The organism is Oceanobacillus sp. GQ8 (genome assembly GCF_059758495.1).
Genome location: NZ_JCAXEV010000001.1, coordinates 96529 through 117393 on the forward strand (window position 1 = coordinate 96529; position 20865 = coordinate 117393).

Below are 20865 nucleotides of genomic sequence, written 5' to 3' on the forward strand. Positions count from 1 at the left end.
ACGGCAATAGATAAAAAGATACAATAGAAGTATTAGAAAAGAGTGAAAAATTGTCATAAGAACATCAATTTTCGATCTTCCCTATTTCGAAAAAAACGTGTTGCAAATCGCGCAGAAAACATATATACTTTTCGTTGTACTTCCTGATTAAATGGTTTATCCGCTTAAAGGGTTAGGACCTCATCGGACTAACTTTCCCCCGTGGCGGTGTTAGAAATCAGGAGGATCACCATAAATAAGGGGGATTTATATGGATACAATGGGAAGACACGTTATTGCCGAATTATGGGATTGTAATATTGATAAATTAAATGATATGGGATTGATAGAACGAATTTTTGTGGATGCAGCACTTAAAGCTGGTGCAGAGATTCGAGAGGTAGCATTTCACAAGTTTGCACCACACGGTGTGAGCGGTGTGGTTATCATATCAGAATCACATTTAACCATCCACAGCTTTCCGGAACATGGCTATGCGAGCATTGATGTATATACTTGCGGAGACATTATTGATCCAAATGTCGCAGCAACTTATATTGCTGAAGCGCTAGAGTCAAAAACTTTCGAAAAAGTTGAAGTTCCACGTGGTATGGGACCGGTAAAAGCAGGAAAATTCCAAAGCGTATTATAATATAAGAACAGGTTGACTAATTCAGTGATCAAACACTGCTAACTAGTCAACCTTTTATTTTCCCCTGAGTATAGCCACTCTTATGATGTTCAGTCTAGAGGAATTCCCTGAAACATGTTAAGATTAATAGTAATCTACTAAAGATGTATCTATTACATAGCGATCAGAATCCTTATATTTAAGTTTGAGAATATATTCATGATGAGGTGTGCGATATGGGTGTTCGCAATACGATTGGAAAATATTTAAGTAATCATGCGGAAACAAAGGAAAATCACTGGGACGAGTCACTTAACACACATTACTATAAAACATCAAAAGACAAGGGATTACGTGCCCTTGAAGAGATCATTAAAAATTCACCATCCTATGAATTAAACGCTGTTTCAGCAGAACATGGCGAAATCAGCATGTATGTAAAAAAGGGGAAAAAGGCATTTGTTGTAGCGACCGTTATTATGGTTAGGCCATATCAGACAGCCATTGATTTCTCGGTTACTACAGAGTCAGCCTTACCGTTCGATTTGGGCTATAGTTCAAAGTTAATCAAAACATTATACAATGAACTAAACAAACACTTGCAGCTAATTACGGATAAAAAATAGATTTCCTTCATGAAAAGACATAAAGGGGGGACGCCACGACATGAGATGCTCCAATTGCCAATATAAAAGTACAAAAGTATTGGATTCGCGACCAATAGAAGAAGGCCGTTCCATTCGAAGACGAAGAGAGTGTGAAGCCTGTGGTTTTCGTTTTACTACCTTTGAAAGAATTGAGGAAGTTCCGTTAATCATTGTGAAAAAGGATGGAACTAGGCAGGAATACAGCAGAGAAAAGCTTATTCGTGGCTTAATAAAGGCATGTGAAAAACGGCCCGTTCCGCTTGAGAAAATTGAAGCGGTAGCGATAGATGTTGAGAAAGAACTGCGAAACACCGGCATGTCTGAAATTGATAGCAACGAAATTGGAGAAATGGTGATGGACAGGCTTTCTGAAGTAGATGAAGTGGCATATGTTCGCTTTGCATCTGTTTATCGTCAGTTTAAGGATATTAGTGTGTTTTTTGATGAGTTAAAAGATCTCATTAAAACAGATAAAAATGACAGTACACGTTCTAAACCGTAGTAAATTGGGTTAAGCGAAAGGGTTAATCACGATGAATTTTATTGGTAAAATTTTACCTATTGAAGGCTATTATGTGGTGGTGAAATCATCTTTACCTGTCGACTATGCAAAATCATTGACCCATTTGTATCAGCCGCTGATCGGAATTCAGGCTGTTACATTGTATTTGACATTATTGCATGAAGTAGAATTACAAAAGGAAGATTCACCGCAGACACATCATACATTAATGAATTATTTAAATCTCCCTCTTGATGAAATTTACCAGGCGCGATTAAAGCTAGAGGGGATTGGTCTGTTAAAAACGTACGAGAATAAGGGCGAAATGCAAAACTATTATACGTATGAAATCCAAAGTCCGTTCTCTGCAAAAAGCTTTTTCTTAGATGGTATGCTTACACAATTACTATACCATCACATCGGCAAGGATAAATTTGAACTATTACAGGAACATTATACGAAACAACCCGTCACTAAAGGGTCAAATATAACGGCTTCCTTCAATGAAGTGTTTCAAACCTTTCAGCCACAAGCTCCGGCCAATCAGGTGAAGCAGGACGAGGAAACGGCTTCAAGTGAAGCAGTATTTGATTTTACTTGGATGGAACAGATGCTTAAGCAACGCATGATCCCAGCACAGCGTGTTTTGACTGGTGAGAATAAACGATTAATTATTCAAATGATGCAATTATATGATTTGGAAACATTTGAAATAGAAAAGTCCCTTTTGTGGGCACTTACAGAGGACAATGTGCTTCACTCTGAAGAATTTAAAACAGCGTGCCATGATTTATTTAAATCAAAGTACAAAGAAACAGATATACAGCTAACCGAAAAACAATCGAGCCCAACACAGATACCATCTCAAGAAGTGGTGACGAAGGAAGATCAATTAGTTATGGAACTTGAAAAGATCTCTCCCAAACAGTTATTAGAGGATCTATCAAGCGGTAACCATGCTTCTGATCAGGATATGAAAGTCATCAGAGAGGTTATGACAACACAAGGACTTCCTTCTCCAGTCATGAATGTATTAATTCATTATGTGCTACTCCAAACTAATATGAAGCTATCCAAAGCCTACTTGGGGAAAATAGCCAGCCATTGGTCGCGAGCCAATTTAAAGACTGCGAAGGAAGCGATGGCTTTTGCGAAGAGAGAAACAAAGAATTTCCAAAAAGGCAACCAAGCTACCTCGGGCTATAGAAAACCGGCCTCGAAAGAAATTATTCCGGATTGGTTCAAGGAGCGGAAGAAAAAGCAACCCTCCACTGCGAAGGAACAAAATATAGATAAAGAAAAAGAACAACAGGAAATTGAGGCATTGCTACGCCAATTTTCAGGTGAAAATAAATAAAAATAATCATTTGCAAGGATGATTGAGATGAAACCAGTACAATCTGAATTAAAACGCTGGATGGAGCAAAATGAAAATTTCCAGGAAAACTATAACCGTACTAGACAGGAAGTATTAGCTGATCCGGAAATAAAGGAATTTTTAGCTGCACATCCCGAATTAAAAAAGAACGAGATTAATAAGAGTTTAATAAAGCTCTACGAGTATAAGACACAGTCAAAACAATGTGATCGTTGTAAGTCTTTTGGTAGTTGCCAGAATATGCTCCAGGGCTATTCGCCAATTCTACACGTGGAAGATAACGAAATTCATCTTTCCTATGAAAAATGCCATAGTAGAGTTGATTATGAGAGGCAGCAAAAGCAGCATAAACTAATTAAAAGTCTATTTATGCCTAAGGAAATCATGCGGGCAACAATCGCTGATATTGACAGTGATCCCGAGCGAAGTGAGGCTGTTAGGCAGCTTTTACATTTTGTGGGACAGGTTAAAGAAGGGTTACCTAAAAAGGGAATCTACTTTTACGGGCCATTTGGCGTAGGAAAAACGTATTTTCTTGGTGCTTTAGCAAATCTGTTGAAGGAGAAAAACATTTCCTCGACTTTAATTTATATGCCGGAGTTCGTAAGGGAAATAAAAGCTTCTTTTAAGGATGACTCGATTAATGATAAAATCGATTACTTTAAAAAGGCAGACGTCTTAATGCTTGACGATATTGGAGCAGAACTTCATTCAGCTTGGTTCCGTGATGAAATTCTTGGATCTATTTTGCAATATCGCATGATGGAGGGACTGCCGGTGTTTTTCACATCCAACTACAGTATGGATCAGTTAGAGGGTCATTTGGCTACAACACGTGGGGGCGTAGAGGAAGTGAAGGCAGGTAGAATTATGGAACGAATAAAACAAGTAAGCAAAGAAGTGCGCATTGCTGGAGGAAACCGAAGAGAATCCTAGCTTGTTTGTGCTTGAAACTAGGTAGGTTAACAAGAAGGTCTCCATTTTCCTTTTTAAAAAAGCTGGTGATAGAGTTTAGGAACTCTGTTACCAGTTTTTTCTTTTTATTTACTATATTGACTAGTTTCAGTTGTTTATTCATTTTTTGCTCTCCTCGTCCATATAATGTAACAGTTTGGTGTTGGGTGAGGGTGATGATGATTGCTTGAAGTATATTTTGAGTCAGATAAAGAAGTAATCCGATTCTGTGAACTGCTATTTCGCTACAATAAGGGAATCGAGTTACACTGGAAAACCAATAAAGATTGGGGGAATCATATATTATTTGAAAAAGAGATAAAGTCAAATGAACTATTTGATGCCATTTCGAAGGCGATGGTTGAAGTATTTGTTACCCACCGTTTAACAGCAATGATAAACGCCATTATTGAAGAATATTATTATTATACAAACCAAGATGAAATGGAAAAAATACTTGAATTAACACAATGGATATTTGCAGGGGAAGATGAGGACAGTCAACGTGTCAGAAAAGACAAAGATCCTAGGCAACTCTTAATGTCGCTATTTATGGCAAATATAAAAAATACGCCTACGGTACATTATGACTCTATTGTAAAGTTTCGCTTAAACGCTTTTAAAGACAAGCTAGTTCATTATGTAGGATTGGCAATAGATGAGTTCAAACGGGAAGAGGACCATCAAGAGTTTGTTTATTTGCTCCGTGAATACATTGCTAAAAAAGAGCCTAGCTTTAAAATTATTCATATTTTACAGGGCGATCCCTTTTCCTTTTTTAAGCAGAATGGAAAAAGGTTGTCTAAAATGGAACTACACTTGCTCATGCAAAAGGAACCGTTATATATTGTCGGGCTTGATGAGGATGAACTTAATTTGGCACCGCTTGTAGCCATGGCTCCAGAGAAAATTAAAATTTATGGAGATCATCCATCAGAGCCAAAAACTCTAACAGTTATTAATGTTTTTCAGGAAAGAGTAGACTTTGAACCATACAATAATTTTCCTTTCGGTTTTTACTTAAACAATCGCCAAAAATAGGGCTTGCATTTCTGTATAGCAACAGATATAATACTGATTATAAATTATCTCAACTTAAAGGTTTTGAGAAGGACATGATTTGTTGGACTGAGTTAGTACAGAGATGGGAGCCTTGGCTGTAAGCTTCCTCTATACCATCAACTGATTACCCCCTTTGAACCCTGCTGTGGAAATGAAGTAAATAGCAGCGTATGATCTGCGTTAAAGATGTTATGAAGCCGTAATTTATTGTTACGGAAACTTGGGTGGAACCACGACGTGTCAGCGCTCGTCCCTTTGCAAATAGGCAGAGGGATGGGCGCTTTTTAATTGTAGAGAAGGAGTGAGCAGAAATGTCAGAAGCAGTAACAATTATTTTCCCTGACGGAGCTGAAAAACAGTTTCCATTAGGAACAACAGGAGAAGATATTGCAAGTTCTATCTCCAGTGGACTAAAAAAGCAGGCAGTTGCAATTAAACTGGATGGTGAGCTAGTTGATTTAAAACGTGAACTTTACCACGGTGGCAAAATAGAAATCGTTACCTATAAAAATGAGGAAGGCATTGAAGTAATGCGCCATTCTACAGCTCATTTGATGGCACAAGCAATCAAGCGCTTGTATGGTGACGTTAATTTTGGTGTAGGTCCAGTGATTGAAGAGGGATTCTATTATGATATCGAGATGGATCACTCTGTAACGCCAGAAGACCTACCAAAAATCGAAAAAGAAATGAAGCGTATTGTGGATGAAAGCTTAGAAATTAATAGGATAGAAGTATCCCGTAACGAAGCAAAAGAAATGTTTAAGGACGACCAACTCAAACAAGAATTAATTGATGCCATTCCTGAAGAGGAACAAGTGACAATCTATAAACAAGGTGAATTCTTTGATCTTTGTCGCGGTATTCACGTTCCATCTACGAATAAAATAAAGGCATTTAAATTGTTAAGCATCTCTGGGGCATATTGGCGTGGAGATAGTAATAATCAACAACTACAACGTATCTACGGAACAGCTTTTGAAAAGCAAAGCCAAGTGGATGAGTATTTGCGCATTTTGGAAGAACGTAAAGAACGAGACCACCGTAAATTAGGCAAAGAGCTTGAGATATTTACTGTTTCACAAAAAGTTGGACAAGGGCTTCCTCTATGGCTTCCAAAGGGTGCTACTATTCGCCGTAACATTGAACGTTATATTGTAGACCTTGAGGAACGCTTAGGTTATGACCATGTATACACCCCAGTACTGGGTAGTGTTGACCTATATAAAACAAGTGGCCACTGGGATCACTACCAGGATGACATGTTCCCTGTAATGGAGATGGATAATGAAGAATTAGTTTTACGTCCTATGAACTGTCCACATCATATGATGGTGTATAAAAACCAACTATATAGTTACCGTAACTTACCTGTAAGGATTGCAGAGTTAGGAACAATGCACCGTTATGAAATGTCTGGTGCCTTGGCTGGTTTGCAGCGTGTACGTGCGATGACATTAAACGATGCCCATATCTTTGCTCGTCCTGATCAATTGAAGGATGAATTTATCCGGGTAGTAGAGTTAGTACAAAAAGTATATGAAGACTTTGGTATCGAAGATTATTATTTCCGTCTATCCTATCGTGACCCAGAGGATAAAGAGAAGTATGTAGATAATGATGCAATGTGGGAAAAAGCACAAGCCATGCTGAAGGAAACAATGGAAGAAATGAATGTAGAGTACATCGAGGCCGAAGGAGAGGCTGCTTTCTACGGACCAAAGCTTGATGTACAGGTGAAAACAGCTCTTGGTAAGGATGAGACACTCTCCACGGTGCAGCTTGACTTCCATCTGCCAGAACAATTCGATCTAACTTATATTGGGGAAGATGGAAAAGAGCACCGTCCTGTAGTAATTCACCGAGGTGTTGTTTCTACAATGGAACGCTTTGTTGCATTCTTAATTGAGGAATACAAAGGAGCATTCCCGACTTGGTTAGCTCCCGTTCAAGTAAAAGTGATACCTGTATCTCCACAAGTTCATCTCGAGTATGCCAAAAAAGTGGCCGATGACCTTCGTTTAGAAGGGGTACGTGTATCCCTTGATGAAAGAGACGAGAAAATCGGGTACAAAATACGGGAAGCACAAACACAGAAAATCCCATTTGCGCTTGTTCTTGGTGATAATGAGATTAATGAAAATGCCGTGAATGTAAGACGATATGGTGAAAAAGCTTCCAACACCTTATCTTTTGAGGCATTTAAACAATTAATTAAAGAAGAAATAACAAGTAAAACTTTATTTAAAAAATAGATATCTAAAGGGTAAATCCGTTTTCTAAAGGATTTACCCTTTTTAAATGCAGATATCTATGATAGAATAGATTTTGGTTAAGAACTCATTGTTGTTTACCATGTGTTGACAGCAGTGTTTTTAAATGATATGATAATTAAGTTGAAAACATTATATGATCTTAAGACAAGAAGAAGCACCCGCTTCTCACCTGATCGACGCTTTATTGCAGTTGACTGGTTCCGAACTTTTTAAAACGATTGGAGACGTGTGGGTGCATTTTGTACCGACACTTTTTTAATGTATATGATTCGCTTGTCAATAGAGATCAGAAACACGCAAAATAACTTTGGAGGTGGCTGGCTATTAGCAAAGATATGAATGTTAATGAGAAAATCCGTGCTAGGGAAGTACGTCTTATTGATTCAAACGGTGATCAGCTTGGAGTGAAATCACGCCAGGAAGCACTTGAAATCGCACAAACAAGAAACCTAGATTTAGTGTTAGTTGCACCGAATGCGAAACCGCCTGTTTGTCGGATTATGGATTACGGTAAATTCCGTTTTGAACAACAGAAGAAAGAAAAAGAAGCACGTAAGAAACAAAAAATCATTAATGTTAAAGAAGTACGCTTTACTCCAGGAATTGGCGATCATGATTTTGAAACAAAACTTAAGAACGCTAGAAAATTCCTAGAGAAGGGTGATAAGGTAAAAGCAGCAGTCCGTTTTCGTGGACGTGCTATTACCCACAAGGAGCTTGGACGTGAGGTGCTAGATCGTTTCGCTGAAGAAGTGAAAGATATTGCAACCGTTGAAACCAAGCCAAAAATGGAAGGTCGTAATATGTTTATGATGATCGCTCCAGTTAACGAAAAATAATATTTGGACAGCTTACGAGGAGGAAATAACTATGCCAAAAATGAAGTCCCATAAAGGTTCTCAAAAACGTTTTAAGAAGACTGGAACTGGAAAACTTAAACGCGCACATGCTTACACAAGCCATATGTTCGCAAACAAATCTCAAAAACAAAAACGTAAACTTCGTAAAGGTACTGTTGTATCTGCAGGAGATTTCAAACGTATCAAAACAATGCTTCCATACAAATAAGTTAAGAAGCACATACGAATAAAAAGACTACTATGAGATGTATTTTAGGAGGGAATTTATATGCCACGTGTAAAAGGTGGAACAGTAACGCGTCAACGTCGTAAACGCGTCCTTAAATTAGCAAAAGGTTATTATGGTTCAAAGAGAACGTTATTTAAAACAGCAAAACAACAAGTAATGAAATCAGGTCAGTATGCTTATCGTGACCGCAGACAGAAAAAACGTGATTTCCGTAAACTATGGATCACACGTATTAATGCTGCAGCTCGTTTGAACGACCTTTCATACAGCAAATTAATGCACGGTTTAAAAGTTGCTGGTATTGATATCAACCGTAAAATGCTTTCAGATCTTGCTATTAATGATGAGCAAGCATTCGCTCAATTAGCAGAAAAAGCTAAACAAGCCGTTAAGTAAAAAACGTTTAGGTACATCCGTTTCTAGTGGAGCTTAGTCTCCATCTGATTCGGCCCTAAATGATAGAAGACCAAATCTTTTATTTTATAAGAGATCTGGTCTTTTTTAAATAGCATAATACATAGACACATAAAAAAAACACAAGTATTCTATTAACGATTTACTAGTGCAAAGTAGTGGAGGCCAATTTTGAATTTATCAAGTAAGTAATTAAGAGAAGGAAGGTATTTCAATGAACGAGTTGAATGGATTGCTGCTATATCTTCTAGGCGTTAATATCATTGCATTTATTATGATGGGTTTAGATAAGCAAAAAGCAAAAAAGAGACAATACCGTATACCCGAAAGGACGTTCTGGCTTTTAGCGATTGTTGGGGGATCTCTAGGGGCGATTATTGGAATGCAACGATATAGACACAAAACCAAGCATAAAACGTTTGTATGGGGTATGCCTATCTTGCTATTAGTCAATATTGTTTCCATTGTATATCTGTTTTATTCCATTTAAAACTTTACATAACGCTCTATTCGGGCATAATCCGACAATGACCATCATATAATGAGGTGAGGAGGTGGGCAAAGAAGCTTGAGCAGGCTCTGAAGCGAGGAGGTTTGTTATGGAGCTGTTTGGAAATTACCTGATGGCGTTTATTGAAACAGGAGGATTTTTGGCACCGTTGTTATTCATCAGCTTTCATTTATTAAGGCCGTTATTTTTCCTTCCAGTTGTTTTCATTTGTATCTCCGGAGGGGTGCTGTTTGGTGCAGTTGCTGGTAGTGTCTATTCATTAATTGGTATTACGTTATCCAGTATTATGTTCTACTATGTAATTCGTTGGATGCCCGGAACGTTTAATAAATTAGTCCGTGTCAAACAAAAGTTAATCGGGAAGCAGACCTCGTTCACACCATCTCAGATTGCATTACTTAGGCTTGTGCCATTTATACATTTCCACTTACTTTCCCTATGTTTAATGGAAATAACAGCTGGCTTTAAGGATTATACAAAGTCTGCACTAATTACCAACATTCCATTAGCCTTTGTTTACACCTCCATTGGTCAATGGATTTCTAATTTAACCCCACTTCATATCTGCATTTTTCTAATGGCTCTGCTTCCTTTATTATACTTATTGAGAAGAAAAGAGATAATAATTAAATGGAATGAATTCTTCCACCCAGCGACATAATTTAATGAATAAACCACTCATCTGATGATGAGTGGTTTTTAGTTTGTTTTATAATATTTACTCAATGCTTGTAAGAAGCAACTGATTTATTGGATGCTTCCATTCAATACTTGCATAGGGATATCGCATTAAAATTTCTTTCTCCATAAAATAAAGATCATCTCTCGTAAGCCCTTTTAGTTCAAGGGGATCTCTTACCGTAACATGAATGTTAACTACTTCAAATGCATCCTCGGTTGTACCTAAATACTTTTCTCCTTCAAATAAACAACCTTTATAGACAAACTGCACATTTTTTTTACTGTTATTAGGTTCATCGAGAAAGAAAAATTCATTTGCTTCCTTAGCCAGACGCAGCCGCCGTGAAGGATTGCGATAATATTGTATTAATGTATAAACGAGGAGTACCAGTGCGATGATAACTAGTACGCGAAATAGAATCACAATCATAAAGATACACGTCTCCCTGCAGATTAATACTCGTTATACGTATAACAAGGGAGGAAGGTTTCACTTTTGACAAAAAAATTTAAGGACTTTAACATTGTCTTGTTTAATATTAAAGGTCCAATCATGTTAAAATGAACTGATTGTAAATTTGATAGAGAAACACTGGACAAGTGTGTCGCTATCAAACGTATACAAATTGTAGCTAGATGGAAATAGGGGAGAGGTTGATTACATGCCATATACATTGAAAGTAAAATTAGTTGATGATGAAGCAACATTACCATTCCGCGCAAATGGAGGGGATGCTGGGATGGATTTATTCTCAATAGAAGACAAAACAATTAAAGCAGGCGAGTCAGCTTTAGTAAGAACGGGGATTCAAATTGAGTTACCACAAGGAACAGAGGCGCAGGTAAGACCTAGAAGTGGGTTAGCGTTAAAGCACTCTGTTACGGTTCTGAATAGTCCTGGAACAATTGATGAGGGGTATCGGGGGGAGATAAAAGTAATCTTAATTAACCATGGGAAAGAGGATTTCCAGGTTTTGAAACAAATGCGAATTGCCCAAATGGTTGTCGCTCCTGTCGCACAAGTAAATCTTATTGAAACAGTCACCCTGTCTGAAACTGCTAGAGATAAAGGGGGATTTGGTTCCTCTGGAAAATAAATGAGGATGCCTTTTCAAAACTACGTTTCTGTTTTGTTATTTTTCAAAAAACGGTTATACTGTAAGGGAACATTATAATATAGGAGGTACTGGTACATATATGGCAAAACTAGATGAAACATTAACAATGCTAAAGGATTTAACGGACGCTAAAGGGATTTCTGGTAATGAAAAAGAAGCAAGAGAAGTAATGCAAAAATATATCTCTCCATATGCAGATGAGGTGTATACCGATAATCTAGGGAGTTTAATAGCTAAAAAAGCTGGCGATGAAAATGGACCAAGCATTATGGTTGCAGGTCATTTGGATGAGATTGGCTTTATGGTAACTCGAATCGATGAGAAAGGCTTCGTTTATTTCCAAACCATTGGCGGATGGTGGAACCAAGTTATGCTCGCACAACGTGTAACGATTATGGGAAATAAAGGAGATGTAACTGGTGTAATTGGTTCAAAACCACCACATATTCTCTCTGCAGAAGTACGTAAGAAACCTGTAGATATCAAAGATATGTTTATTGATATTGGCGCTTCAAGTAAGGAAGAGGCAAAAGAATTTGGTGTAAAACCTGGAGATTCCATAGTTCCTTATTTTGAGTTTACCCAAATGAATAACGAGAAGTTGCTAATGGCAAAGGCTTGGGATAATCGTATCGGATGTGCTATCGCAATTGAAGTGTTAAAACAGTTAAAAGATACTGATCATCCTAACGTTGTATATGGAGTGGGAACTGTTCAGGAAGAAGTCGGACTGCGTGGTGCTAAGACAGCTGCACATACGATAAAGCCAGATATTGGTTTTGGTGTGGATGTAGGAATTGCTGGAGATATGCCAGGTGTATCAGACAAAGATGCTGACAGTAAGCTAGGAGAAGGCCCACAGATTGTTTTATATGATGCTTCTATGATATCTCACAAAGGAGTTAGAGATCTTGTATTAGCGACAGCTGATGAGAACAACATTCCTTATCAGTACACTTCTATCGCGGCTGGTGGTACGGACTCAGGTTCTATTCATTTAACTGCAAATGGTGTACCGTCATTATCTATCACGGTAGCTACTCGCTATATACATTCTCATGCAGCAATTTTGCATCGTGATGATTTTGAAAATGCTGTGAAAATTATTGTAGAAACCATAAAAAAACTGGACGCAGATACAGTAAAGGACATTGTGCTAAGTTAAGCAGGGAGATACGGAAATACGGAAATACCTTGCTTAGACTAAAGAGTATAGAATAAAGAAACGCCGAACGTTATTGGAACTCTAAAAGAGTTCCAATAACGTTCGGCTTTTACATGCCCACTTTATTTTGTGAAATTATGCTAAGTAACTGTTCATTACCTTAGTTACATAATTTTGTGTTTCTTTAAATGGTGGAATACCTTGATGTTTGTCAACATTACCTGGACCAGCATTATAGGCAGCAAGTGCCAATTCCATATTTCCGTTATATCGACTAAGCATCTGACTTAAGTATTTTGTTCCGCCTTCGATGTTTTGCTGTGCGTCAAATGGATTTGTTACTCCAAGTCCTCTAGCTGTAGCGGGCATCAGTTGCATAAGACCTTGGGCACCAGCAGTACTACGTGCGTTTTGGTTATAATTGGATTCATTTTTAATAACCGCATGAATCAGTTTTTCATCCAAGCCATACTTTGTCGCTGCTTCTTGTACATATGTATTATACTGTGAAGTAACACCAGTTGCCCCTGTTGTGAAAGAGGTCGATGGACTGGATTGTATTGCAGTATAAAGAGTATTCATATTTGAAACATTTTTATTTAAATCAGCACTCTGAGTTGTTGCCTGGTTTATTCTTTCCTGGAGCATTTGTTTAAATGCTAATTCCATCATGGGGGAACCATTAGAGTAAGGACTTGAGCCAGAGGATGTTGTCATCGTAGCCATTGCCTGATATTGAATCATTTGTTGTAACTCTCTTATCTCCATAGTAACTGCCCCCTTTCTCTTTTAAAATAGCTTACAGGATTATTTTACTATAATCTATCTATTATGCAATATAAATTTAAACTGGAATAATAGACTTACCCGCTTCTTCTAGTAAGTTTTTATAAAAAGGATCTTCCCCGATGCAGACAATTCGATCACATAATGAGATAATTTCATCCATATCATGGGAAGTGTAAACGATGATTTTGCCTTCATCCTTAGCTAATCGTTTTAGATAGTTGCCGATCTCTTTGCGCGATTTAAGGTCTATACCTACTGTAGGCTCGTCAAGCAACAGTAGATCCGGATCATGAATTAGACTGATTGCAATGTTTAATTTACGCTTCATCCCACCAGACAAGGACTTAACAGGGTCTTTCCATCTATCGAGCTTCATATCCAAACAGAGTTGTTTTAGCTGGGTTTTAGTTCTATTGCTCCACGCCAGCTTTTCAAAAAAGACCATATTTTCCTCTACGGAAAATTCATCCCATAAGGCTATTTCTTGGGGCACAAACCCAATCTGTTTTCGAAGTTTCTTTTTGTCCTCAAAGTTTCGTTCATACAGTGATAGGCTACCATTAGTTGGTTTTTGTAAGGTGGCAAGGATCTGAAGCAGAGTAGATTTCCCTGCGCCATTTTCCCCAACCAAACCGATGACTTCTCCTGGGTTAACAATGAAACTAATGTCTTGTAATACTTTTCGCGTTCCGTAATTTTTGGATAGGTTATGAACCTTTAACATTTCTCTTCTCCTTTCGTACAAACCATATTGCAATTAGGATAACAAATAAAATATTCCATCCATATCCAATTTCTTTAGAAAGAAAGGGTGCTAGTGGATTTCCTAATTGTAGCCATGGATAGCGACTTATTAATCCTTCAGTCGGAAGAATGGCACCACTTATAATGGCAATTAAAAGTGTGAGCACAAACGAGAAACCATAATAGACAGGTAATTTATTAATCCATATGGCTAGTAAGAATGCTCCCATTAAAACGGTAAGTCGAAAGGAGAGGACAGCTAAGGTTAATGCCAGCGTTACAGCTTCTCCTAAGAATTTGTAAAATACTGCAATTGTTACGATGTCTACCATGATAAATAACAGCAGATATAACAGAGCATTTCGCAGTAGATAAGATTTAAGTGCTATTCGCATAAAGAAAAAACGTGGCGATAAGCTCTTGCGTCGTTCCCGTATAATCCAATCCATTACCATAAAGGTCGAAAGGATTGAAAAAATGGCCCATAATCCCCAGGGATTAAATAAAACAAATCGGTTTTCATCCTCTTTTGTGTTGGCATTTAAAAACGTAAAAGAAGTCTGTAGTAAATTTTCTTCTGCTTCTACTTCCTTACTTTTGTCCACGATTTCTTCCCATGTCCAAATTTGTCCTGTATTAGGATATTGTTCACTAAGTTCCTGAATAGTGAGCACTGCTTTCGTTCTACCAGTATCCTGCTGGACGTAGGACATAACCATTTCCGCAATAGGAGAGTAAGCAAAGGATAGGTCTGAACGATAACTCTTGATCAGACGGTTTCTACTTCCTTTTTTTATTTGTTCCTCATAGCCTTCCCGTATGATAAATACACTATCAAGCTGGTGTTGTTCCAGCTGAGTTAAAGCTTCATCTTCAGATAGTTGTTCAACTCGAATGATGGGTGTTTGTTTGATAGAATCAACCAAGTCCAATGCCATAGGGGTGGTCTCTTCTACGACAATTCCTACTGGTACCTTGCTGTCTTGTTGTAGAGAATTCGTTAACCCCATAATGGCCAGAGTAGCAATAATAGGAAATAGGAGCCAAAAAAGAAGTGATCCCCAATGCTTTTTTAAATGGATGAAGCGTGTTTGAAGAATTGCTTTCATTCTTGAATCCGCTCCTTTCCAATAGCTGTCCCAATAAAAATAAGAGTAGTAGCAATCGTTAGAAGCAAGAGTGGAATATAGTCAACAGATACTCTGTTATTTAAAACAATTTCTTGCACCCAATGGAGTGCCTCCGCAGAGGGAACATAGTCTATAAATTTTTGTATGACGATTGGAAAATAAATCGTCGGGATTAGTGCACCACTTATTAGAAGGTATACACCGCTTATTAAACATTGGATTAGCATCCGTAATTTTTGGGAGAAAATTATTATTTCTACCAACCCTAGAACAAAGAGAAATTGAGTACTATAAAGCATGCTAAGCAGTAAGATCCGTCCATAGTCTTCTATCATCATATCCCAATCAAGTAATGATTGGAAAAGAATAAGGGCAATTGCAGAAAATAACGTAGCTACCATAAGCGTAACGCACATTTTTGCTAATGTTTGCTGTAACTCGGTAACGCCATATAACTTCATCCGCTGCTTAAGTCGCACAGTGTCTTCCTTAGATAAAAAGTTATAAATAACAAAAAGCCATAATGTTACAAAGGTAAACCAAAAAGATAAGCCATAATAATTAATTGGATTAGATGTAGCTGCATTGTTAATTTCATTTTCATTTACTATTCTGTCTTTTCCGATCGTATAGAAAAAGTATTCCTTGAATTGTTCAAAGAGTAGATCGCTTCTTGTTTCACTATCCATATCTAACTGCTTAGCATAATAATTAATGGTCAGAATATTAGCCTGGGAAGCACGTATGTGTCGTGTCACGCTTGCAATTAACTCTCTTACTAATTGGCTTTGTGCCGGCTGTGTTGGATTACCTACGATTGGAAACTCTACCGATCGACCTTGATAGAGGTCTTCTGTAAAACCTTCTGGGATGACTAGATAAGCACTCAATGTGTCATCTTCTATTTTTTCAATCGCCTGCTGCTCTTCCATCCCTTTAAGTTCAAGGAAAGAGCCTAGCGGGGTCTCTTCAATTAATTGGCTCACGAGTTGTGTTTCTTCCGATTGGTCTTGATCCACGATCCCGACTTGAACGGGGGCATGCTCCTCGTTAATAAAAAACTGAAGTATAACAAATAGTACAAGGCCTGTTAATAAGATCGGAAAAATCAAAAGAAGAGGAAGTGAGAGCCACTTCCTCCTAAACTGTAATACATTATTTTTAACAAATAATCTTACATTACTCATGAAATGCATTCTAGCACTTCCATTTCTTTAAAGATTAAAAGCCTGCTCCTCCGTATAGAAGGTTTGAAACCCATTGCTGGAATTGTGGTGTTACCTCCGTATTGAAGTATTGCGACAATTCATCCATGCTCATACTTCCTATGTCTTTTAAGTTATCCTCGTTTGGTAGCTCGACGCTATCAATTGTTTTCCCTTCAACAGCAGCGTGTAAGGCGAACATGTCTTGACTCATATCTGGTGTGTTCACAGAGAAGGAATGTTCAGAAGTCATTTGGTCACCTTCATAATTTGCATTTCCAGACCAGATCAAGCTTCCTTCACCATTCATTGGATCTTCAAACGAGAATGTTCGCTCAAACTCACGCGCGGTACCATCAAGCGTTTCTTCTCCATTATAAGAAAGAACCGTATCAGCGACGGTTAATGCTAGTGAATCCGTTGCTTGATTATCTTTCCAGGAAAGGTCTCCTGTTAAGTTCATGGTGCCTTCTGTATAACTATCATCGTAACTGAAATCATAGTTAAACGATTGTTTTGCATCTTCAAGTAGTTGCGTACCTTTTACAGCCAAGGTAACGGTATCTTCATTTTCTGTTGAACCTAATTTTACAGAGAAATCTCGCTGGGCAATTAAATCATCTTTAACCCAAATTGTAGAATTTAGTCCATCAGGGATGCTTACTTTATCTATTTCATTAATTCCTTCTTCTAAACCAGTTTCAAAATCGGTGATAAATTGGTCAGCATCAGTTGCCATTGCTGTACCACCAAACTGTTGTAATGCCATTTGCTCACGGATCATTTCTTTCAGTTTTTCATCGTCTTTCATTTTCTCTAATGTCTTGACGATAATATCTTTAACCTGATCTTCAGAAAGATGGAGACTAAGTTTCTCTGTGTCTAGAGATTGATCTTGAACTTTAATAGATTCTTCCGTTTGTTCAAAAGCATCTTCGGGTAGCTCTTCAAAAATCATCTTTCCATATTCTTCTTTTAAGTACTCTAAGTCTTCTGAGTTTGTTCCTTCAAATAATTGTTCTAGATTCATAGATTCCTCACCTGTGAAGGTTTCCGGGTCTACTTCTTTTAATAAAGGTCCAAGGTCTTCGTCTTTTAGTTGTAATATTTCATTGATGAATGGGAGGCCAAGAAGAACCTTCTCTGCTGTCACATGGAATTGAACCCCATCTATCTCCATTTCACCGAATGATGCAGCTAGTTCTGTGGATATTTGTTTTGCTTCCATGTCAGCAGCAGTTGTTAGGGTGATAGTAGAGTTATTAATGATCTGGCTAGGATCCAATCCCATTCCATATCCCATCCCACCGTTTGGGTCATTATATTCAGCTGATAACTCAACTGTTGACTCTGTAGGATTTTCCTCTGATGTTTCTAACCAATCCATTTCTGGTTGGTAACGTTCTTCAAATTTATCACCTATGTAATCTAGTGAGTTTTTCTCTGCTAAAAAATACTGAGCCTTGGCTGAATTGTCTAATAATACAAAGGCAGCTACACTACCTCCTACCACCAAAACTGCGGCAACAATAATTGCAATAAGTCCTTTGGATACTCCTTTCTTTTTTTCTGGAGTATTGTTTACAGTTTCATCCATTATCTTGCTCCTCTCCTTTATCCTTTATCATTATTATATATGCTTAGAGTAAAAATACATAACGACAAAGTATCCTCATTCTTTTTATCAGATAAAAAAAATATAGTCAAATGGTTTCACAAAAGTAGGTAAATAGATTGTCATATCAAGGGGTATAATACTTTGACTTCAAGATAATTAAGTGAGTAATTAGGTCTTATTTATTCCCTTATTTTGGTAATATAATTGGTAAATTTAAGAAATTGATCGATGTGCTTAGGTCTTTTTCTTTATTTTAAAAAAATAGATGCGAATCGCATCTATTTTAGTATCGTCTATTTATTGTCTTAAATAACCAGACGTCCTTAATTCTTCGTCTAGCACCGAGCTCCAAAAACTTAAACATACTTACCTTTTTGCGCTTTTTTAGCTAGCCGTTTCCTTTTTAACACCTTGTTCAAGGGCATCGATCATTTCTTGTTTTTCTTGTTCATCTGATGCTTTCCAAATTAATTCAAATAACACGCCCAAACCCGGTAGCATTTTTTCTTCTCCATCCTGGATGGCATCCACGATTGTTGCCTCTAATTGAGATTGGTCATTCGTCGCGATATTTGTTAATATTGCTTTCCGTAAATTTAAATCCATTACTTTTCACCTCTTTTAGAAAATTAAAGCTAGGGATAGTTTGACCCGGAAGTAAAATAATATGTATGATAATAAAAAATGGATTTAATTAATACAAGGACTATTAATGCAAATTAATATTCCTCAGATGTTTTAGCCAATTTTAATTTTAAGATGAAGGATGAAAAGTCTATGATTACCTCAGCAAAAAACGAGAAAATAAAAGCGTTACGAAAGCTACATAAAAAGAAAGAAAGAACGGATACAGGAACTTTTCTAGTTGAAGGTAATCACTTGGTAGAAGAAGCATGGAAAAGCAATTGGACTATCTTGGAGGTTATTGTCCAGGAGGATGTTCAGCTACCGAAATGGTGTGAAGAAATACCAGTAAGTTTTGTGACAGAACAAGTATTTCAGCATGTATCGCAAACGAAGTCTCCTCAAGGTATTGCTGCGGTTGTAAAAATGAAAGAAGCAATAGTCGATTTAGATGATCATCTGTTGCTAATTGATGCTATTCAGGATCCTGGAAATTTAGGAACAATGATTCGCACTGCAGATGCAGCTGGATTTGGTGGAATTATCCTTGGTTCAGGCACCGTTGATCTATACAATGATAAAGTGGTTAGATCGACGCAAGGATCTCTATTCCATATTCCCATTAAAGCAGCTCCTTTAGAAATAGAAATAGAACAATTAAAGCGGAATGGGTATACAATTTGGGCAACTGCTTTACAAAACGCACATAATTTCAGTGAAACCAACAGGAATAGTAAAGTAGCACTTATTCTAGGAAATGAAGGTGCTGGTGTGCAACAAGTTTTACAGGAAGAGGCAGATACTGTGGTCAAAATTCCCATATACGGAGAAGCAGAATCTCTTAATGTTAGCATTGCAGCCGGAATTTTAATGTACTATATTAAAGGATAATGTTGCACAAGTATTTTAAATTGCATATAATAAGTGTATTCTTAATAGAAAAGCGTAGATAGAGCCAGATAACATGATCACGTGGGAAAGGGAAAAAATGCCTAGACTGAAAGCATTTTAACCATAAAGACTGTTATTATTTCACTCTGGAGCTGACACCGGGACCCTGTTTTATACTACAGGTAAAGGTGATCCGGAACATTCCGTTATCATGTTAGAGCTGGATGCATTTTTATACATTAATGCATCAATTAGGGTGGTACCGCGAATTTATAGCCTCGTCCCTTTTCTGGGATGGGGCTTTTTGTATTCTTTTTTAAACGAGTCACTTCTCTCATTATTGCTTAAAGCAGATTAAAAAAGAAGGATCTTTTAATAAAGAACCGTGCGGCATTTACGAAGATAAAAGGAGGTAAAACAGTATGAAGGAACAGTTGGAAACAATTAAACAAGAAGCACTTGGTAGAATTGTGAGTGCAGAAGAATTAAAAGAGTTACAGGACATTAAGGTTGCCTACCTTGGGAAAAAGGGCTCTCTAACCAGTGTATTACGCGGGATGGGGAAGCTATCAAAGGAAGAGCGACCAATTGTTGGGGAATTAGCAAATGAGGTACGCGAAGCAATTACGGCTGCCCTTGAAGAAAAGGGGCAAAAACTTGAAGAGCTCGCACTTGAAAAACAACTGGAGGAAGAAGCAATAGATGTCACCTTGCCAGGTCGTCCAGTTAACGTCGGGGGAGAGCATCTTCTAACAAAAATTGTAGAAGAAATTGAAGATCTATTTATTGGAATGGGTTATGAAGTAAGAGAAGGCCCAGAGGTGGAAACAGATTATTATAACTTTGAGGCATTAAATCTGCCTAAAGGCCATCCAGCAAGGGACATGCAAGATACATTCTACGTAACAAACGAACTATTAATGCGAACACACACCTCTCCTGTGCAGGCAAGGACAATGAAGGAATTTGACGGTGATCAGTCGGTGAAAATGATTTGCCCTGGAAAAGTGTATAGAAGAGATACAGATGACGCAACACACTCTCATCAGTTTACACAGATAGAAGGACTTTATGTAGGCAAAGACGTTCGCATGAGTGATCTAAAAGGAACATTGGATCAGTTTGCTAAGAAGATGTTTGGGAAAGATCGGGAAATCCGATTACGCCCTAGCTTTTTCCCATTTACAGAACCATCAGTAGAGATGGATATCTCTTGTAAGGTATGTAATGGCCAGGGGTGCTCTGTATGTAAGGGCACAGGCTGGATTGAAATTCTCGGTGCAGGTATGGTACATCCGAATGTATTGGAAATGGCCGGATATGATCCGAAAGTTTACACTGGATTTGCCTTTGGAATGGGGCCAGAACGAATTGCCATGCTGAAGTATGGTGTGAATGATATTAGACAGTTTTATACAAACGATAAACGATTTTTGAAACAGTACCATAACGCGTAA

Annotated in this window: 23 protein-coding genes and 2 other annotated features; of the genes, 16 read left to right on the top strand and 7 right to left on the bottom strand. The window is 37.7% G+C overall.

The genetic code is table 11. The features are described from left to right. Positions 1-250 precede the first annotated feature (250 nt). From speD to AC6CHS_RS00535, 12 genes are all read left to right on the top strand, one after another. On the top strand, positions 251-631 hold the full coding sequence (gene speD / locus AC6CHS_RS00480) for an adenosylmethionine decarboxylase (RefSeq protein WP_106897122.1): 381 nt from the start codon (positions 251-253) through the stop codon (positions 629-631). Between the two features lie 215 nt (positions 632-846). Continuing rightward, a complete protein-coding gene (locus tag AC6CHS_RS00485; protein ID WP_498233541.1) occupies positions 847-1236 on the top strand; it encodes a cytosolic protein in 390 nt (129 codons plus the stop codon). Positions 1237-1276: 40 nt separating this feature from the next. Beyond that, positions 1277-1759 (top strand): transcriptional regulator NrdR, encoded by a 483-nt coding sequence (gene nrdR, locus AC6CHS_RS00490; protein ID WP_498233542.1) that lies wholly within the window; start codon positions 1277-1279, stop codon positions 1757-1759. Between the two features lie 31 nt (positions 1760-1790). Beyond that, positions 1791-3116, top strand: coding sequence for a replication initiation and membrane attachment family protein (locus AC6CHS_RS00495; protein ID WP_498233543.1), 1326 nt, complete (start codon positions 1791-1793; stop codon positions 3114-3116). Between the two features lie 27 nt (positions 3117-3143). Continuing rightward, entirely contained in the window at positions 3144-4073 is a 930-nt protein-coding gene (dnaI, locus tag AC6CHS_RS00500) for a primosomal protein DnaI (RefSeq protein ID WP_498233544.1), read from the top strand. A 201-nt stretch (positions 4074-4274) separates the two neighbouring features. Beyond that, positions 4275-5132 (top strand): putative sporulation protein YtxC, encoded by an 858-nt coding sequence (ytxC, locus tag AC6CHS_RS00505; protein WP_498233545.1) that lies wholly within the window; start codon positions 4275-4277, stop codon positions 5130-5132. Positions 5133-5186: 54 nt separating this feature from the next. Then, positions 5187-5411, top strand: a binding site (T-box leader). A gap of 53 nt (positions 5412-5464) precedes the next feature. Further along, positions 5465-7408, top strand: coding sequence for a threonine--tRNA ligase (gene thrS, locus AC6CHS_RS00510; protein ID WP_498233546.1), 1944 nt, complete (start codon positions 5465-5467; stop codon positions 7406-7408). Positions 7409-7569: 161 nt separating this feature from the next. Beyond that, positions 7570-7692, top strand: a sequence feature (ribosomal protein L20 leader region). Between the two features lie 72 nt (positions 7693-7764). Beyond that, positions 7765-8268 carry a translation initiation factor IF-3 gene (gene infC / locus AC6CHS_RS00515; RefSeq protein WP_036572171.1) on the top strand — a complete coding sequence of 168 codons (504 nt, stop codon included), beginning with the start codon at positions 7765-7767 and terminating at the stop codon, positions 8266-8268. Positions 8269-8299: 31 nt separating this feature from the next. Further along, a complete protein-coding gene (rpmI, locus tag AC6CHS_RS00520; RefSeq protein WP_106897116.1) occupies positions 8300-8497 on the top strand; it encodes a 50S ribosomal protein L35 in 198 nt (65 codons plus the stop codon). A gap of 60 nt (positions 8498-8557) precedes the next feature. Continuing rightward, on the top strand, positions 8558-8914 hold the full coding sequence (rplT, locus tag AC6CHS_RS00525; RefSeq protein WP_036572175.1) for a 50S ribosomal protein L20: 357 nt from the start codon (positions 8558-8560) through the stop codon (positions 8912-8914). A gap of 232 nt (positions 8915-9146) precedes the next feature. Continuing rightward, complete coding sequence (locus tag AC6CHS_RS00530) at positions 9147-9422, top strand: DUF1294 domain-containing protein (RefSeq protein ID WP_498233547.1); 276 nt, start codon at positions 9147-9149, stop codon at positions 9420-9422. A 109-nt stretch (positions 9423-9531) separates the two neighbouring features. Beyond that, a complete protein-coding gene (locus AC6CHS_RS00535; protein WP_498233548.1) occupies positions 9532-10104 on the top strand; it encodes a TVP38/TMEM64 family protein in 573 nt (190 codons plus the stop codon). A gap of 57 nt (positions 10105-10161) precedes the next feature. Here the strand turns inward: AC6CHS_RS00535 and AC6CHS_RS00540 are convergent, their stop codons facing one another. Beyond that, the gene (locus AC6CHS_RS00540; RefSeq protein ID WP_498233549.1) at positions 10162-10554 is read right to left on the bottom strand and encodes a sigma-w pathway protein ysdB; all 393 of its coding nucleotides are present in this window, start codon (positions 10552-10554) and stop codon (positions 10162-10164) included. A 232-nt stretch (positions 10555-10786) separates the two neighbouring features. Here AC6CHS_RS00540 and dut point away from each other — a divergent pair, with 232 nt between their 5' ends. Then, entirely contained in the window at positions 10787-11221 is a 435-nt protein-coding gene (gene dut, locus AC6CHS_RS00545) for a dUTP diphosphatase (RefSeq protein ID WP_498233550.1), read from the top strand. Positions 11222-11321: 100 nt separating this feature from the next. After that, positions 11322-12407 carry a M42 family metallopeptidase gene (locus AC6CHS_RS00550; RefSeq protein ID WP_498233551.1) on the top strand — a complete coding sequence of 362 codons (1086 nt, stop codon included), beginning with the start codon at positions 11322-11324 and terminating at the stop codon, positions 12405-12407. A 135-nt stretch (positions 12408-12542) separates the two neighbouring features. Here AC6CHS_RS00550 and AC6CHS_RS00555 read toward each other — a convergent pair whose 3' ends face one another. The 6 genes from AC6CHS_RS00555 to sspI form a co-directional block, all read right to left on the bottom strand. Beyond that, the gene (locus AC6CHS_RS00555; protein ID WP_498233552.1) at positions 12543-13175 is read right to left on the bottom strand and encodes a lytic transglycosylase domain-containing protein; all 633 of its coding nucleotides are present in this window, start codon (positions 13173-13175) and stop codon (positions 12543-12545) included. A 76-nt stretch (positions 13176-13251) separates the two neighbouring features. Continuing rightward, positions 13252-13920: an ABC transporter ATP-binding protein gene (locus AC6CHS_RS00560; protein ID WP_498233553.1), complete on the bottom strand. Its 669-nt coding sequence runs from the start codon at positions 13918-13920 to the stop codon at positions 13252-13254. Further along, positions 13904-15049: an ABC transporter permease gene (locus tag AC6CHS_RS00565; RefSeq protein ID WP_498233554.1), complete on the bottom strand. Its 1146-nt coding sequence runs from the start codon at positions 15047-15049 to the stop codon at positions 13904-13906. Before AC6CHS_RS00565 ends, AC6CHS_RS00560 begins: the two co-directional genes overlap by 17 nt. Further along, the gene (locus AC6CHS_RS00570; protein WP_498233555.1) at positions 15046-16182 is read right to left on the bottom strand and encodes an ABC transporter permease; all 1137 of its coding nucleotides are present in this window, start codon (positions 16180-16182) and stop codon (positions 15046-15048) included. Before AC6CHS_RS00570 ends, AC6CHS_RS00565 begins: the two co-directional genes overlap by 4 nt. Before the next feature lie 109 nt (positions 16183-16291). Beyond that, positions 16292-17872, bottom strand: coding sequence for a hypothetical protein (locus AC6CHS_RS00575; protein WP_498233556.1), 1581 nt, complete (start codon positions 17870-17872; stop codon positions 16292-16294). 405 nt (positions 17873-18277) lie between these two features. Further along, the gene (gene sspI, locus AC6CHS_RS00580) at positions 18278-18499 is read right to left on the bottom strand and encodes a small acid-soluble spore protein SspI (protein ID WP_106897105.1); all 222 of its coding nucleotides are present in this window, start codon (positions 18497-18499) and stop codon (positions 18278-18280) included. A gap of 171 nt (positions 18500-18670) precedes the next feature. Here sspI and AC6CHS_RS00585 point away from each other — a divergent pair, with 171 nt between their 5' ends. Further along, complete coding sequence (locus AC6CHS_RS00585; RefSeq protein WP_498233557.1) at positions 18671-19408, top strand: TrmH family RNA methyltransferase; 738 nt, start codon at positions 18671-18673, stop codon at positions 19406-19408. 422 nt (positions 19409-19830) lie between these two features. Further along, on the top strand, positions 19831-20865 hold the full coding sequence (gene pheS / locus AC6CHS_RS00590; protein WP_498233558.1) for a phenylalanine--tRNA ligase subunit alpha: 1035 nt from the start codon (positions 19831-19833) through the stop codon (positions 20863-20865).

What these genes read in the sequence shown, in the direction of transcription:
- AC6CHS_RS00565 (WP_498233554.1), bottom strand. Translation starts at nt 15,049, where the DNA reads ATGAAAGCAATTCTTCAAACACGCTTCATCCATTTAAAAAAGCATTGG.
- speD (WP_106897122.1), top strand. Translation starts at nt 251, where the DNA reads ATGGATACAATGGGAAGACACGTTATTGCCGAATTATGGGATTGTAAT.
- AC6CHS_RS00555 (WP_498233552.1), bottom strand. Translation starts at nt 13,175, where the DNA reads ATGGAGATAAGAGAGTTACAACAAATGATTCAATATCAGGCAATGGCT.
- dnaI (WP_498233544.1), top strand. Translation starts at nt 3,144, where the DNA reads ATGAAACCAGTACAATCTGAATTAAAACGCTGGATGGAGCAAAATGAA.
- AC6CHS_RS00585 (WP_498233557.1), top strand. Translation starts at nt 18,671, where the DNA reads ATGATTACCTCAGCAAAAAACGAGAAAATAAAAGCGTTACGAAAGCTA.
- AC6CHS_RS00495 (WP_498233543.1), top strand. Translation starts at nt 1,791, where the DNA reads ATGAATTTTATTGGTAAAATTTTACCTATTGAAGGCTATTATGTGGTG.
- nrdR (WP_498233542.1), top strand. Translation starts at nt 1,277, where the DNA reads ATGAGATGCTCCAATTGCCAATATAAAAGTACAAAAGTATTGGATTCG.
- pheS (WP_498233558.1), top strand. Translation starts at nt 19,831, where the DNA reads ATGAAGGAACAGTTGGAAACAATTAAACAAGAAGCACTTGGTAGAATT.
- AC6CHS_RS00575 (WP_498233556.1), bottom strand. Translation starts at nt 17,872, where the DNA reads ATGGATGAAACTGTAAACAATACTCCAGAAAAAAAGAAAGGAGTATCC.
- AC6CHS_RS00540 (WP_498233549.1), bottom strand. Translation starts at nt 10,554, where the DNA reads ATGATTGTGATTCTATTTCGCGTACTAGTTATCATCGCACTGGTACTC.
- AC6CHS_RS00535 (WP_498233548.1), top strand. Translation starts at nt 9,532, where the DNA reads ATGGAGCTGTTTGGAAATTACCTGATGGCGTTTATTGAAACAGGAGGA.
- sspI (WP_106897105.1), bottom strand. Translation starts at nt 18,499, where the DNA reads ATGGATTTAAATTTACGGAAAGCAATATTAACAAATATCGCGACGAAT.
- AC6CHS_RS00530 (WP_498233547.1), top strand. Translation starts at nt 9,147, where the DNA reads ATGAACGAGTTGAATGGATTGCTGCTATATCTTCTAGGCGTTAATATC.
- infC (WP_036572171.1), top strand. Translation starts at nt 7,765, where the DNA reads ATGAATGTTAATGAGAAAATCCGTGCTAGGGAAGTACGTCTTATTGAT.
- AC6CHS_RS00485 (WP_498233541.1), top strand. Translation starts at nt 847, where the DNA reads ATGGGTGTTCGCAATACGATTGGAAAATATTTAAGTAATCATGCGGAA.
- dut (WP_498233550.1), top strand. Translation starts at nt 10,787, where the DNA reads ATGCCATATACATTGAAAGTAAAATTAGTTGATGATGAAGCAACATTA.
- AC6CHS_RS00560 (WP_498233553.1), bottom strand. Translation starts at nt 13,920, where the DNA reads ATGTTAAAGGTTCATAACCTATCCAAAAATTACGGAACGCGAAAAGTA.
- rpmI (WP_106897116.1), top strand. Translation starts at nt 8,300, where the DNA reads ATGCCAAAAATGAAGTCCCATAAAGGTTCTCAAAAACGTTTTAAGAAG.
- rplT (WP_036572175.1), top strand. Translation starts at nt 8,558, where the DNA reads ATGCCACGTGTAAAAGGTGGAACAGTAACGCGTCAACGTCGTAAACGC.
- thrS (WP_498233546.1), top strand. Translation starts at nt 5,465, where the DNA reads ATGTCAGAAGCAGTAACAATTATTTTCCCTGACGGAGCTGAAAAACAG.
- AC6CHS_RS00550 (WP_498233551.1), top strand. Translation starts at nt 11,322, where the DNA reads ATGGCAAAACTAGATGAAACATTAACAATGCTAAAGGATTTAACGGAC.